The 13,354-nt window shown below is 69.5% G+C and carries 13 protein-coding genes; 9 read left to right on the top strand and 4 right to left on the bottom strand.

Annotation, left to right across the window (positions count from 1 at the left end; genetic code table 11):
* Position 1: 1 nt before the first annotated feature.
* Entirely contained in the window at positions 2-1,900 is a 1,899-nt protein-coding gene (dnaK, locus tag WC971_03715) for a molecular chaperone DnaK (protein ID MFA5843919.1), read from the bottom strand.
* A 214-nt stretch (positions 1,901-2,114) separates the two neighbouring features.
* On the opposite strand from dnaK, the gene WC971_03710 reads away from it, so the two are divergent.
* The gene (locus WC971_03710; protein ID MFA5843918.1) at positions 2,115-2,303 is read left to right on the top strand and encodes a 4Fe-4S binding protein; all 189 of its coding nucleotides are present in this window, start codon (positions 2,115-2,117) and stop codon (positions 2,301-2,303) included.
* Here WC971_03710 and WC971_03705 read toward each other — a convergent pair whose 3' ends face one another.
* Genes WC971_03705 through lon form a run of 3 tightly spaced genes read right to left on the bottom strand, consistent with a single transcriptional unit; the run spans position 2,304 to position 6,171 of the window.
* A complete protein-coding gene (locus WC971_03705; GenBank protein ID MFA5843917.1) occupies positions 2,304-2,849 on the bottom strand; it encodes a hypothetical protein in 546 nt (181 codons plus the stop codon).
* Positions 2,846-3,787 carry an NAD-dependent epimerase/dehydratase family protein gene (locus WC971_03700; protein MFA5843916.1) on the bottom strand — a complete coding sequence of 314 codons (942 nt, stop codon included), beginning with the start codon at positions 3,785-3,787 and terminating at the stop codon, positions 2,846-2,848. The genes WC971_03705 and WC971_03700 overlap by 4 nt, the downstream gene beginning before the upstream one ends.
* Positions 3,787-6,171 (bottom strand): endopeptidase La, encoded by a 2,385-nt coding sequence (gene lon / locus WC971_03695; protein MFA5843915.1) that lies wholly within the window; start codon positions 6,169-6,171, stop codon positions 3,787-3,789. The genes WC971_03700 and lon overlap by 1 nt, the downstream gene beginning before the upstream one ends.
* Positions 6,172-6,434: 263 nt before the next feature.
* Between lon and WC971_03690 the strand changes: the two genes are divergently transcribed.
* From WC971_03690 to cbiQ, 8 genes are all read left to right on the top strand, one after another.
* Entirely contained in the window at positions 6,435-8,276 is a 1,842-nt protein-coding gene (locus WC971_03690; GenBank protein MFA5843914.1) for a hypothetical protein, read from the top strand.
* 117 nt (positions 8,277-8,393) lie between these two features.
* Positions 8,394-9,521: a PIN domain-containing protein gene (locus WC971_03685; protein MFA5843913.1), complete on the top strand. Its 1,128-nt coding sequence runs from the start codon at positions 8,394-8,396 to the stop codon at positions 9,519-9,521.
* Positions 9,518-10,459: a thioredoxin-disulfide reductase gene (trxB, locus tag WC971_03680; GenBank protein ID MFA5843912.1), complete on the top strand. Its 942-nt coding sequence runs from the start codon at positions 9,518-9,520 to the stop codon at positions 10,457-10,459. Before WC971_03685 ends, trxB begins: the two co-directional genes overlap by 4 nt.
* Positions 10,460-10,475: 16 nt before the next feature.
* Positions 10,476-10,805, top strand: coding sequence for a thioredoxin (gene trxA / locus WC971_03675; protein ID MFA5843911.1), 330 nt, complete (start codon positions 10,476-10,478; stop codon positions 10,803-10,805).
* Positions 10,806-10,814: 9 nt separating this feature from the next.
* A complete protein-coding gene (locus tag WC971_03670) occupies positions 10,815-11,066 on the top strand; it encodes a dynein gamma chain protein (GenBank protein ID MFA5843910.1) in 252 nt (83 codons plus the stop codon).
* Between the two features lie 63 nt (positions 11,067-11,129).
* A complete protein-coding gene (nikR, locus tag WC971_03665) occupies positions 11,130-11,549 on the top strand; it encodes a nickel-responsive transcriptional regulator NikR (GenBank protein MFA5843909.1) in 420 nt (139 codons plus the stop codon).
* Positions 11,550-11,571: 22 nt separating this feature from the next.
* Entirely contained in the window at positions 11,572-12,501 is a 930-nt protein-coding gene (locus WC971_03660; GenBank protein ID MFA5843908.1) for an energy-coupling factor ABC transporter permease, read from the top strand.
* The gene (gene cbiQ, locus WC971_03655) at positions 12,498-13,349 is read left to right on the top strand and encodes a cobalt ECF transporter T component CbiQ (protein ID MFA5843907.1); all 852 of its coding nucleotides are present in this window, start codon (positions 12,498-12,500) and stop codon (positions 13,347-13,349) included. Before WC971_03660 ends, cbiQ begins: the two co-directional genes overlap by 4 nt.
* Positions 13,350-13,354: the final 5 nt, after the last annotated feature.

The raw sequence follows: 13,354 nt of genomic DNA, 5'->3' as shown, positions 1-13,354 counted from the left end.
GTCACTCCTTCTCGTCGACGACCTCGTAGTCGGCCTCGACGACCTCCTCGTCGGAGCCGGCGCCGGCGGAGGGAGAGCCCTCGCCGTCCGAGGTGGCCTGCGCGTCCTGGTAGACGATCTCACCGAGCTTGAGGGAGACCTCCGCGAGCTTCTCGACACTGGTCTTGATGGCGTCGGTGTCGTCGCCCTCGAGCGCCGTCTTCGTCTCGGAGATCGCTTCCTCGACGGTCTCGCGCATCTCGGCGGGGACCTTATCCCCAAGGTCCTTGAGCGTCTTCTCCGTCGAATAGACGATGGTGTCCGCCGAGTTGCGGACCTCCGCCTCCTCCTTCTTCGACTGATCCTCGGCCGCGTGCGCCTCGGCGTCCTTGACCATGCGGTCGATCTCCTCGTCGGAGAGCGCGGTCGTGCCGCTGATGGTGATCTTCTGCTCCTGGCCGGTGCCCGTGTCCTTCGCGGAGACGTTCACGATGCCGTTCGCGTCGATGTCGAAGGTGACCTCGATCTGAGGCATGCCGCGCGGCGCGGCCGGGATGTTGGTGAGCGTGAACTTGCCCAGCGTCTTGTTGTAGGCGGCCATCTCGCGCTCGCCCTGCAACACGTGGATCTCGACCGAGGTCTGGCCGTCGGCCGCCGTCGTGTAGGTCTCCATCTTGCGGGTGGGGATGGTCGTGTTGCGCTCGATCATGCGCGTCATGACGCCGCCGAGGGTCTCGACGCCCAGCGACAGCGGCGTCACGTCGAGGAGGAGGATGCCCTTCACGTCGCCGCCGAGCACGCCCGCCTGGATCGCGGCGCCCAGCGCCACGACCTCGTCGGGGTTGACGCCCATGTGCGGGTCCTTGCCGGTGAGCGACTTCACTAGCTCCTGGACGGCGGGCATGCGGGTCGAGCCGCCGACGAGGATGACCTCGTCGAGCTTGCCCATCTTCATCCCGGCGTCCTTCATCGCGGCCTCGACGGGCTTGCGGCAACGCTCCAGCAGGTCCGCCGTCACGCGCTGGAACTCGGCGCGGGTGAGTGTGTAGTCGAGATGCTTCGGGCCCGACGCGTCGGCCGTGATGAACGGGAGGTTGATCTGGACCGTCTGCGCCTGCGACAGCTCCATCTTGGCCTGCTCGGCCTTCTCCTTCAGGCGCTGCAGGGCCATCTTGTCGGCGCGCAGGTCGATGCCGTTGTCCGACTTGAACTTGTCGGCGAGCCAGTCGATGACCTTCTGGTCCCAATCGTCGCCGCCCAGATGGTTGTCGCCGCTGGTCGACTTCACCTCGAAGACGCCGTCGGCGAGCTCGAGGACGGAGACGTCGAACGTCCCGCCGCCGAGGTCGAAGACGAGCACCGTCTGCTCGGTGCCGCCCTTGTCCAAGCCGTACGCGAGCGCGGCCGCGGTCGGCTCGTTGATGATGCGCTCCACCTCGAGGCCGGCGATACGGCCGGCGTCCTTCGTGGCCTGGCGCTGCATGTCGTTGAAGTACGCGGGGACGGTGATGACCGCCTTGGTGACGGGCTCGCCCAGGTACGCCTCGGCGTCCGCCTTCAGCTTCTGGAGGATCATCGCCGAGATCTCCTCGGGGGTGTAGTTCTTCCCGTCGATGTCGACGACCGCGCGGCCGTCGGAGCCCTTTCCGACCTTGAACGCGACGGTCTTGCGCTCGGAGGAGGTCTCCTCGAACTTGCGCCCGATGAAGCGCTTGATGGACTTGATGGTGTTCTCGGGGTTCGTGATCGCCTGGTTCTTCGCCGTCTTGCCGACGACGCGGTCGCCCTCCTTGCGGAAGCCGACGACGGACGGCGTCGTGCGATCGCCCTCCGCGTTGATGATGACCGTGGGCTCGCCGCCTTCCAGCACCGCTACGGCGCTGTTGGTGGTCCCAAGGTCGATGCCGATTGTCTTAGCCATGTCGGATCTCTCCTTCCGGTGTCGTTCCGGGGAAGATGCTAGGACTTGAGTGTGTACGTGTCAAGTTTTATGACTGGCAGATGTCATTGTACCCCATCGGCATCGCCGCCAAACACCTCGGGAGGCGCCCTTGCGGGTGTCGCGGGCGTCGGGTATGGTACGTGCCGACGTGTCCCGGCCTGAGACCGGTCCACCCGGCGAACGGAGGAACGGCATGCCCCGTCCCATCATCATCGCGGACGAGTGTTCCGGTTGCGGCATCTGCGTGGACTCGTGCCCGGAGGGCGTGCTCGAGCTGATCGACGACAAGGCGGACCCGGTGAACGAGGACGACTGCACGGCTTGCGCGACGTGCATGGAGGAGTGTCCGATGGGCGCGATCACGGAGATCGAAGAGGACTGATCAGGGCACGCGCAGTCCGTCACGCAGGCGGCGCAGCTGCGACCACACGCGCGCCTTGCGTCGAGGATCGGTCAGGGATGCCTCGAGACCGTCCACCGCGAGCAGCGTCCTCCCCGCCCAGCGTACGAGTTCCCCGGCCACGAGAGGGCCCGCTCCCGTCGCCTCGACCAGGTCGGCGGCGGCCTCGGCGTCGAGCGCGACGACCGCGAGCGGGTCGACCGCCTCGATCTGCAGGCGCAGCCGGACCGCTCGCTGCTCGCCGGAAGCCTCGCTAGAGGGCCGGGAACACGTCGCGAAGACCTCGGCCCACGCCACGCCGAGCGCCTCGAGCGCCCGCCGCGCCGCTTCGCCGTCCTCGCCGGCGAGGACGACCCCCGCGGCTATGTCGGCCGCGCCCGGAGAGCCCTTGACGAGCGCGAGGTCCCCGAGGACCTCGCCGCACCAACTCACGGCGTCCGAACCCAGGCACGACGCGTCCGCGTCGGCGAGCTCCGCGACCGCCTTCGCCGCGAACATCGCGCGCGGATCGGCCGTCTCGCCGGTCAACGGTGCTCCGCGAACCACCGGACGGTCAGCTCCAGACCGGCAGGCAGCCCCACCGCGGCGCTCCAGCCGAACGTCTTCCGGGCCTTTCCCGGGTCGAGGGCGCTGCGCTCGATGTCTCCCGCTCGCGCCGGAGCGTGTTCGATCGGCCGAGCGAAGCGCGCGGCCGCGCGCAGATGCGCCGTGAGGGTCTCGACCGAGATCTCCTCGCCGGTCGAGACGTTGTACGCGGGACCGTCGTCCCCCGGAGCCGCGAGCGGACCCTCCCACTCGAGAGCCGAGAACACCGCAGCGCCGACGTCGCCGACGTAGACGAAGTCGCGCGTCTGCTCTCCCGAGCCGAAGACGACCGGGTTCTCCCCCAGCGCCATCCTGCCCGCGAAGATCGCGACCACGCCGCCTTCTCCGCGCCAGTCCTGGCGAGGGCCGTAGACGTTGGCGAAACGCAGACTCGCGAAGTCGACGCCGCGCGGCCTCAGCTCCTCGGCGAGCACGCCCTCGGCGGCGAGCTTCGACTCGCCGTAGGGGTTCTCCGGGCGCTTCGGCGCCGTCTCCGGCAGCGGCACCGTCGCCGGTTCACCGTAGACGGCGGCCGACGAGGCGCTGAGGACCCGCCGGACGCCCGCGTCGGCGGCGGCGCGCGCGACGGCCCGCGTACCCTCGACGTTCACGAGCCGGTCGCGGACGGGGTCGAGCAGTGACTCGCCGACGCTCACCTGCGCGGCGAGGTGGACGACCGCCTCCGGCGCGAACTCGGCCACGGCCGTGGCGAGCGTGGGATCGAGGATGTCGAGCCGCCTGAACCACGAAGCGGGATGCAGGTTGTCGACACGGCCGGTGGACAGGTCGTCGATGACGCCGGTCTCGTGTCCCGCCCCTATGAGGAGGCGGACGAGATTGGATCCGATGAACCCCGCCCCGCCGGTGACGAGGACGCGCATCAGCGAGACGCCTTCCGCGTGCGCGTCTTCCGCTTCGCCCCGGCAGGCGCACATGGGGCCACCAGGGCGGCCGCGAGCACTTCGTCCATCGTCGCGACGGGGACGATCTCCATCTCCGTGCGGACGTGCTCCGGGACGAGCTCGAGGTCGCGGACGTTCTCCTTCGGGATCAGAACCGTCTTGACGCCGGCGCGATGCGCGGCGAGCAGCTTCTCCTTCAACCCCCCGATGGGCAGCACGTGCCCGCGAAGGGTGATCTCGCCTGTCATCGCGATATCCCGGCGCACAGGGCATCCCCCGAGCACGGACGCGAGCGCTGTGGCCATCGTGATGCCGGCCGACGGACCGTCCTTCGGGATCGCCGCGGCGGGCACGTGGATGTGCAGGTCGAGCTTCTCCTGGAAGTCCTCGTCGATACCGAGGTCGCCCGCGTGTGTCCTGATGTAGCTCACGGCCGCCTGGGCCGATTCGCGCATCACGTCGCCGAGCTGGCCGGTGAGTATCAGGTTCCCCTTGCCCTTCATCGTCGTGGCCTCGATGAAGATGATGTCGCCGCCGGCCTCCGTCCAGACGAGTCCCGTCGCGACACCGACCTCGTCGCGCTCCTCGGCGAGGCCGAAGCTGTACTTCTGAGGACCGAGGTACTTGTGGGCCGTGCGAGCGGTGACGCGCGTCTTCCCCTTCTTACCCTCGACCACCTTCCGGGCGACCTGCCGGCAGATGGTGGCGATCTGGCGTTCGAGCCCGCGCACCCCAGCCTCCCGCGTGTAGCGGCGGATGATCTCGAACAGCGCCGGGTCGTCGATCTCGAGCCGAGTCGTGCGGAGGCCGTGCTCAGAGAGCTGTTTCGGGACGAGGTAGCGCTTCGCGATGTTGAGCTTCTCGTCCTCGGTGTATCCGGGGAAGTGGATGACCTCCATGCGGTCGGCCAGCGCCGCCGGTATGGGGTCCAACAGGTTCGCGGTGGTGATGAACATGACGTCGGAAAGGTCGAACGGAGCCTCGAGGTAGTGGTCCTGGAACGTGTTGTTCTGCTCCGGGTCGAGGACCTCGAGCAGCGCGCTCGTCGGATCGCCCCGGAAGTCCATGCCCACCTTGTCGATCTCGTCCATCATGAAGACCGGGTTCTTCGTCCCGGCCTGGCTGATCGACTGGATGATCCGGCCGGGCAGCGCTCCGACGTATGTGCGCCGATGGCCACGGATCTCGGCCTCGTCGCGCACGCCGCCCAGCGACATCCGGATGAACTTCCGGTTGAGCGCCCTGGCGATGGAGCGTCCGATCGACGTCTTGCCGGTGCCGGGAGGACCGACGAAGCACAGTATCGGTCCGCGCATGCGGTCGGTGAGCTTATGGACCGCGAGGTATTCGAGGATGCGCTCCTTCACCTTCTCGAGCCCGTAGTGGTCGTCGTCGAGGACGGTCTGGGCCTCGATCAGGTCGAGCTTCTCCTCGTCCTCCGTCTTCCACGGGAGACCGACGAGCCAGTCGAGATACGTCCGGATGACCGCGGTCTCGGCGGCGGCCTGGGGCATCTTCTCGAGGCGCGACAGCTCCTTGAGCGCCTTCTCCTCGACCTCCTCGGTCATACCGGCGGCGCGGATCTTCTCGCGGTAGTCCTCCGCTTCCGCCTGCATCTCGTCGAACTGGCCGAGCTCCTGCTGGATCGCCTTGAGCTGCTCGCGCAGGAAGTACTCGCGCTGCGACTTGGTCATCGACTCCTTGACGCGGTTCTGTATCTTGCTGCCGATCTCGAGGATCTCGAGTTCCTTGCGCAGGAAGGCGATCGTCTTCTCGAGACGCTCGCGCGCGCCGTCGGCCTCGAGGATCGCCTGCTTCTCCTCGACCTTCAGGCTCAGGTGGAACGCGACGAAGTCCGCGAGGCGGCCCGGCTCCTCGATCGACGTCGAAGCCATGAGCACCTCGTGCGGTATGGGCTTGCCGAGGTGGGCCGCCTTCTCGAAGTCGTTGACGAGCGAGCGCATGAGCGCCTGGATCTCGACGTCCACGTCGACGGGCTCCTCGATGACCTCCACGCGGACGCGGACGATCGACTCGTCCTCGAGGTACTCGAGGACGCGGACGCGCGTGACACCCTCTACGAGCGCCTTGGCCGTCCCATCGGGGAGCTTCAGCTCCTGGAGGATCGAGGCGACGCAGCCGACGTCGTACAGGTCCTCGTGTCCCGGGTCCTGCGTCTCGGCGGTGCGCTGGGTCACGAGCGCGACGAGATGGTCGGCGCGCATCGACTCCTCGAGCGCGGCGATCGAGCGCTCGCGTCCGACGAAGAGCGGCACGACGAGGTTCGGGAAGAGTGTCAGGTCGCGCAAAGGTATGAGGGGGAGCACCTCGGGAATGGCCGTGGTCTCGTCTCGTACGGACATGCGCGCCGTCCTTCCGTTCGCGGTCGTGAGATAATCTTGCCCGACACGGTCGTATGGTACACGGTGCGGCCGACCCCACCCACTCGGGGCGGGGACGCCTCGCATGGAAGATCCGGATGCCTCACTCAAGTCTTTCGACGCCACGACTCGCCCTCCTCGTAACCATCGCCGCGGCGCTGGTCGCCCTCACCACGCCACCCCACGCCCCCGCGGCGCCCTTTTCCACAACGGCGCCGCTCACGCGCGTCGCCATCCGGCAGCCGGTGCCGTACGTCAGCTCGACCGATACCATGGCCCTCGACGTCTCCGCGCGAGTCGCGACGCTGACCCCCTACGTCGAGGTCCGACTTCGCGTGCGTCGCCCGTCGGGCCACCTCATCTACCAGAAGACCGAGGTCCGCGCGAACGTCGAGCCGGGCACGCTGTCGGTGGCTTTCGCCCGATCGCTGGCCGACCTCGAAGTGCGTCCCGGCCGATACCCGCTCGAGATCCGCGTCCGCGCGACCGGCATGGAGCCGACACAGACCGTCGGGCGGCTTCTCGTGTACGACCCCGGCGGACCGGTGATGCCTCTCGCCGTCGTCGTGCGGTTCTCTTCCTCTCCCGGATTCGACGCCGCCGGCCGCTTCGTGACCGACCCGGGCCTCACGACGCGGGGGCGGGACGAAGCCTTCGCTCTCACCGACGCGCTGGCACGGATCACGGGAGCGCGGGTATCGCTCGCCGCGCCGCCCGCGCTCCTCGACGAATGGGCGCGCGTGGCCTCCGGCTACCACACCACGGGACCGGAGGGCGTGGGCGAGGTGAGGGAGTCGGAGCCGGTGCCGCTCTCCTACGCCCGCCTCCTCGAGTCGCTCCGGCGCACGCTCGTGACCCGCCGCGCGGAGCTGCTCGACGTGCCGTACTCCGATCCGGACCTCGGTGGGCTCCAGACCATCGGCGCGCTGCCCGATCTGACGGCCCAGTACGCGCAGGGAGTCTCCGCGACCCTGGCCTCGCTGCGCGCCACGCCTTCGGCCGGGACCGCCGTCCTCGGGGACGGCGTGCCGCGCGCCGCCGTGCCCGCGCTCGCCGCGGCGGGCATCAACACCGTCCTGGTCCGCCCCGAAGGGTCCCGTTCCGTCGAGGGGACGCCCGCCTCCGGGGCATGGCGCGTCCGCGAGTCGACCCTCACCGCGCTCGTCATCGATCCGGCCGCCTCGCGAGCGCTCGCGGGAGGTGGCTCCTGGCTTGCCGATCGCGTCTTCCACCTCGCCGTCTCGGGAGATACGAGCGGCCCGGTCGTGGCGATCGTGACCCTCGGACCCGGGATGACCGCCGACGCCACCGCCGTGCGCGCGGCGCTGTTCGCATGCTCGCGAGTCCCCTGGGTGCGGCTCGTGACGGTCAGCGAGGCGGCGAGACTCCCCAGCCTCGGCACGCTGTCGCTGCCCACGAGCGTGCGCGAAGGCCGCCCCGCGCCTGCGGGGTACTGGCAGGAGGTCGCTGTATCGCGCCGCCTGGCGCGCGCGCTCGAAGCGGCGGCGGGACCCGGGGACGCGGACGCCGAAGCGGCCCGCATCGCGCTGCTCCTGGCGGAGAGCCGCTGCTGGGCGGGGCCGGACGAGAGTTGGAGTCTCGCCGACCGCGGGCGAGCCTTCGCCTCCGCCGCCTCGCGGACCGCGCGCACGATCCTGTCGGGGATCTCGGTGCAGGCCCAGGACGTGACCCTGTCCGGGCGTCGCGGCAGACTGCCGGTGGTCGTGCGGAACGGCTCGGGACGCTTGCTGGTCGTGACCTTGCGGGTCGCGCCCCGGACTCCCTCTCTAGGACGGACGACCACCGAGAGCGTCGTCCTCCAGCCCGACGAGACGTACGTCACCGTCCCCGTCGACCTGAGGGAGGCGATCTCCCAAACGTTAGACGTCACGGTACTCGCGGGAGACGTCCCGGTCGCTCAGACGACGGTGACGGTGCGCGCGTCGTACATGGACCGGCTCGTCCTGCTCGGCAGCGTGGTCCTCGTCCTCGTGGGCATGCTCGTCTTCATCCGGCGCCGGGTGAGCGCGGCGGAGCGCACCGAGGCCACTCGCAACGGCCGCGGCCGTCAGAACGGGCACGGCTGAGGGAACGAACCTCGTACGCTTCGCAAGGGACGCGGACGGCGTCGCGCCCTTCGACTAGAATGGCTACCGAGAAGCCGGAGCCCGCCCGGGGCGCCGCACGGAATCGAGCGAGGTCGTATGCGCACCGTGGTCCTCGACACGAACGTCCTGCTCGCCGATCCCGGCGCGCTGCTCACGTTCCCGGACGCCGAGGTCATCATCCCGGAGACGGTCCTTTCCGAGCTCGACAAGCTCAAGACGTCCCGCGTCGACCCCGACCTTCGCTTCCGGGGCCGCGAGGTCAGCCGCATGCTCTTCGAGCTCTCCGAGCAGGGAAGCCTCATCGGAGGGGTCGACCTGCCCGACGGAGGGCGCCTGCGCGTCGTCCCACTCGAGACCGACACGGACATGCCCGAGGGCCTCTCGTCGCGCAACTCCGACGACCGCATCCTCGCCGTCGCTCTCCAGGTCTGTCACGAAGGTTGCGACGACCTGACGCTCGTCACGAACGACCTCAACATGCTCCTCAAGGCGCAGACCTACGACGTGCACGTCCAGAGGCACATGGACGGCGTCGAGGGCAGCTTCGGGCGCCGCTACATCATCCGGCCCTTCCAGCGCTACCGCATCCCGCTCGGCATCCTCTCGGTCGCGCTCGCCGTCTTCGCCGCGATCCTAGTGCTCGCGGTGCGAAGCCCCAACCTCGGCGGCGGCAGCGTCTCGATCGGGGTCCCGTCCGAGTTCCGCGACCAGCTGTCGCCGAGCCAGCAGAGGATCCTCGACTACCTCGTCACCCTCGAACGCAACGAGCGAGACGTCGACACCCGTCTCGACCTGGCGAACCTCTACTACGAGCTGCGGCTTCAGAGCGGCGATCCCAACTACTCGCAGCTCGCGATCAAGCACTACGAGCGGGTGCTGGAGATGCGTCCGAACGACGTGAGCGTGCGCACCGACCTGGCGGCGTCGTACTTCTACGGGGGTCAGACGGACCGCGCGATCCAGGAGACCTCGAGGGTGCTGAAGTCCGATCCGAACCAGGTGCAGGCGAACTTCAACCTCGGCGTGTTCTACTGGCGGGGCAGACAGGACTACATCGCCGCCGCCGCCCAGTTCGAGAAGGTCCTGGAGCTGACCAGAGGGGGCGACGTCCACGCGCAGCAGGTGCACCGAGACGCGGCGACGAGCCTGGCGCAGGTCGAGAAGGACGCCGCGGCGGCCGGCCAGAAGCTGCGCGTCCCCAGCAGCGTGGAGACGACATCGTGACCGAGCACATCGACATCGCCATCGTCGGCGGGGGTCCCGCCGGCCTCACCGCGGGGCTCTACGCCGCGCGGGCGCGGGCGAGCACCGTCGTCTTCGAGACCGGCCTGCCCGGCGGCCAGATCGTGACGACCGACGTGGTGGAGAACTACCCCGGGTTCCCCGAAGGCGTACAGGGGTCCGAGCTCGGCGAGCTCATGCGGGACCAGGCCGTGCGGTTCGGCTGCGATCTGCGCACCTTCGCGACCGTGACGTCGATCCGCCCCGAGGGGCTCGATTTCCGCCTCACGCTCGACGACGCACAGGACGTCGTCGCGAAGACGGTCATCCTCTCGACCGGGGCCGTACCGCGCAAGCTCGGCGTGCCTGGCGAGGCCGAGCACACCGGCCGAGGCGTGTCATGGTGCGCCACGTGCGACGGCGCGCTGTTCAAGGAGAAGGCCGTCGCTGTCGTGGGCGGCGGTGACGCCGCGGTGGAAGAGGCGATGTTCCTCACCAAGTTCGCCAGCCGTGTCCACCTCGTGCATCGCCGCGACGAATTGCGCGCGACGAAGTGCATCCAGGAGAGGTGCTTCGCGAACGAACGCATCGAGCCCCACTTCAGCCGCAGGGTCGTCGAGATCCTCGGGGAAGGCGGGAAGGTGACCGGCGTGAGGCTCACCTCGACGAAGGGCGAGCCCGACGAGGTCCTGCCGCTCGAGGGCGTCTTCATCTTCGTCGGCATACACCCGGCGAGCGAGCTCGTCCGGGACATCTGCGACGTCGACGACGGCGGGTTCGTCAAGGTCGACTGCAACGGACTCACGTCGCAACCGGGCCTCTTCGCCGCGGGCGACGTCACCGACTCCGACCTCAAGCAGGTCGTGACCGCGGCGGCGAAGGGCGCCTCCGCGGCGTTCGAGGCGCTGCGCCATATCGATGAGCGGGTCTGCCCCGTCTGACGAAAGGAGCCCGAGGATGGGCGAGAACGTCACGCACGTCACCGACGCCGGCTTCGAGGACTCGGTCCTCAAGAGCACGCTCCCCGTGCTCCTCGACTTCTGGGCGCCGTGGTGCGGCCCGTGCCGCATGATGGAGCCCGTGCTCGAGGAGCTCGCGACCGAGCAGGCCGGCAAGCTCGTGGTCGCGAAGCTCAACGTCGACGAGAACCCAGCGGTAGCGGCGCGCTTCGACATCCTCTCGATCCCGTCGCTGCTGCTGTTCAAGGACGGACAGGTCGTGAAGAAGATCGTCGGCGCCATGCCCAAGAAGCGGCTCCTCGACGACCTCGCCCAGTGGATCGGCTAGGAGGCACCCATGTGTGAGCACGGCGTCAACACGGGTCAGCTCAAGCTCGCCGTCTCGCAGGTGGACGACCTGCTCGGCCTCGCCCAGCAATGGCTCGAGCAGCTCCATCACCTCGCCGACCACGGCCATGCGCACGACGCGAGCGCGGCCGTCGCGCAGGTGACGGTCATGCTCGGCGAGGCGCGCGACCGCCTCGAGACCGCCGTCGAGGCGCTCGAGGGCGACGGCGGCGACGCGGGCGTGACCGTCGAACTCGTCTAGCGCGGTCCCATCTCGCGTGCTACGCTTCTCCCATTCGTGTTACCGACACGAGGGAGCGCGACGATGGGAAGACTCGCACGGTTCGGGGTCGCCATGGACGAGACGCTGCTCGCCCGCTTCGACGGACTCGTCGAGCGGCGCGGAACGGCGGCCAACCGCTCTGAGGCCGTGCGCGACCTCGTGCGCGACGCGCTCGTCGACGCCGAGTGGGAGTCTTCCGACCAGGAGATAGTCGGCACCATCACCATGGTCTTCGACCATCACGCATCCGACCTGTCGGAGAAGCTCGACGCCGTCCAGCACGCACACCACGACGAGATCGTGTCGGCGATGCACGTGCACCTCGACGCGCACAACTGCCTGGAGGTCATCGTCGTGCGCGGCGCGAGCGCCGGCGTGCGGGCCATCGCGGACACGCTGCTCGGCACGAAGGGCGTCAAGCACGGGAAGCTCGTGACGACCACCACCGGCTCGCACCTCTGACTTCGGAGAAGGGCGGCCGTCCATGCATATCCCCGACGGGATGCTCGACACGAAGACGGTCGCGTCCACGTGGGCCGCGGCCGTCCCGGCGCTCGCCTGGGCGGTCCGCGATGTCCGCCGAAGGATGACCGACGGCCGCCTCGTGCTCATGTCGGTGATGGCCGCGCTCGTGTTCGCCCTCCAGATGCTCAACTTCCCCGTGGCGGGCGGCACGTCCGGCCACTTCGCGGGAGGCGCGCTCGCGGCGATCCTGCTCGGGCCTTGGCCGGCGGTCCTCGTCGTGACCGCCGTCCTCTTCGTCCAGGCGTTCTTCTTCGCCGACGGCGGAGTGACCGCTCTCGCGGCGAACGTCCTGGACATGGCGATAGTCGCCCCATTCGTCGGGTGGTGGGTCTACAGCCTCGCGGTGCGCGTCAGCGACACGCGGGGGGGACGTACCGCGGGGGCCTTCATCGCAGCGTGGACGGCGTGTGTCGCCGCTTCGCTGAGCGCCGCGATGCTGGTGTGGGCATCGGGCGCAGCGCCGCTGCTGCCGGTGCTCGGCGCGATGGGATTCTGGCACGCGATCATCGGGATCGGCGAGGGGTTCGTCACCGCCGGCCTCGTCGCGTACGTGCTCGCCGTGCGCCCCGACCTGGTGCGGGGCGACGCCCGGACCATGAGCGCGCGCGGGCTCGCGGGCTCGCTCGGCGCGACCGCCCTCGCCGCAGCCGCCCTGTCCTTCCTCGCGTACCGCCGGCCCGACGGCCTCGAGCGCGTCGCGGCGGAACTGTCGTTCCTGCAGCGTGCCGAGCCGCTCTGGACGGAGAGTCCGCTGGCCGGCTACACGATACCCGGCATCACCGGCGACGCGTTGGCCGGGATCCTCGCCGGCCTCGTCGGCCTTACGGTCACCGGACTCCTGACGTACACGGCGCTGCAGGCCTTCAGACGTCGGAGGGCCGTCTCATGACGGGCGCGCCCGGGATCCACCGCCACGAGCACGAGCACGCGAGCGCGGTGCACCGGCATCCGCACCACCACGCCGGATCCGCGCACGAGCACCGCCACGGTACCGGCTTCGAGCAGCTCACCTATCTCGTGTCGCCCGTCCACGACCTCGACCCCCGGTCGAAGACCGTCGCGACCATCGTCCTGATCCTTGCCATCGTGCTCACCCCGCCGGTGCGCCCGTTCGAGTTCGCGCTCCTCGTCGTCATGTTCGCGGCGGTCGCGGCCATCTCGCGGCTGCCTATCGCGACGCTGTTCGCGCGCGCGTGCGTCGTGCTGCCCGTGGCGGGGACGATCGCGGCCTTCGCGCCGGTGACACACAGCGGCGGCTCCCTCTCCGTCGGCGGTATCGCGGGCGCGTACGCCGGCGGCGGCTGGATCGCGGCGTGGGCCATCCTCTCCAAGGCGTGGCTCTGCGCGCTCGCTACCGTGGTCCTGTCGGCGACGACCCCGGTGCCGAGGCTCATCCGCGGGCTCGAGGCGCTGCGCGTGCCCGACATCTTCATCACTCTGTTCTCCTTCCTCTCGCGCTACGTGGACATCTTCCGGGCGCAGTTGCGCTCGTTGCGGATCGCGCTGGACAGCAGGGCGCCGACGATGGGCCGATTGGGCCGGTGGCGCCTCTACGGCAACCTCGCGGGGAACCTGTTCGTCCGCGCGTACGACCGCGGCGAGCGCGTACATGCCGCCATGCTGTCGCGCGGCTTCGACGGCACGCTGCCGACCGCCGAGACCCTGCGCTTCGGCGCCGGGGACATCCTGCTGCTCGCGCTCGTCGCCATGACCGCCACCGCCGTCGCCCTCTACTGAAGGAC

This window comes from Coriobacteriia bacterium, assembly GCA_041658765.1.
Taxonomy (GTDB): Bacteria; Actinomycetota; Coriobacteriia; order Anaerosomatales; family JBAZZO01; genus JBAZZO01.
The sequence above is the reverse complement of the archived record's forward strand: the minus strand, read 5'-3'. Positions and strand labels throughout refer to the sequence as shown.

What these genes read in the sequence shown, in the direction of transcription:
- dnaK (MFA5843919.1), bottom strand. Translation starts at nt 1,900, where the DNA reads ATGGCTAAGACAATCGGCATCGACCTTGGGACCACCAACAGCGCCGTA.
- WC971_03710 (MFA5843918.1), top strand. Translation starts at nt 2,115, where the DNA reads ATGCCCCGTCCCATCATCATCGCGGACGAGTGTTCCGGTTGCGGCATC.
- WC971_03700 (MFA5843916.1), bottom strand. Translation starts at nt 3,787, where the DNA reads ATGCGCGTCCTCGTCACCGGCGGGGCGGGGTTCATCGGATCCAATCTC.
- lon (MFA5843915.1), bottom strand. Translation starts at nt 6,171, where the DNA reads ATGTCCGTACGAGACGAGACCACGGCCATTCCCGAGGTGCTCCCCCTC.
- WC971_03685 (MFA5843913.1), top strand. Translation starts at nt 8,394, where the DNA reads ATGCGCACCGTGGTCCTCGACACGAACGTCCTGCTCGCCGATCCCGGC.
- trxA (MFA5843911.1), top strand. Translation starts at nt 10,476, where the DNA reads ATGGGCGAGAACGTCACGCACGTCACCGACGCCGGCTTCGAGGACTCG.
- WC971_03670 (MFA5843910.1), top strand. Translation starts at nt 10,815, where the DNA reads ATGTGTGAGCACGGCGTCAACACGGGTCAGCTCAAGCTCGCCGTCTCG.
- nikR (MFA5843909.1), top strand. Translation starts at nt 11,130, where the DNA reads ATGGGAAGACTCGCACGGTTCGGGGTCGCCATGGACGAGACGCTGCTC.
- WC971_03660 (MFA5843908.1), top strand. Translation starts at nt 11,572, where the DNA reads ATGCATATCCCCGACGGGATGCTCGACACGAAGACGGTCGCGTCCACG.
- cbiQ (MFA5843907.1), top strand. Translation starts at nt 12,498, where the DNA reads ATGACGGGCGCGCCCGGGATCCACCGCCACGAGCACGAGCACGCGAGC.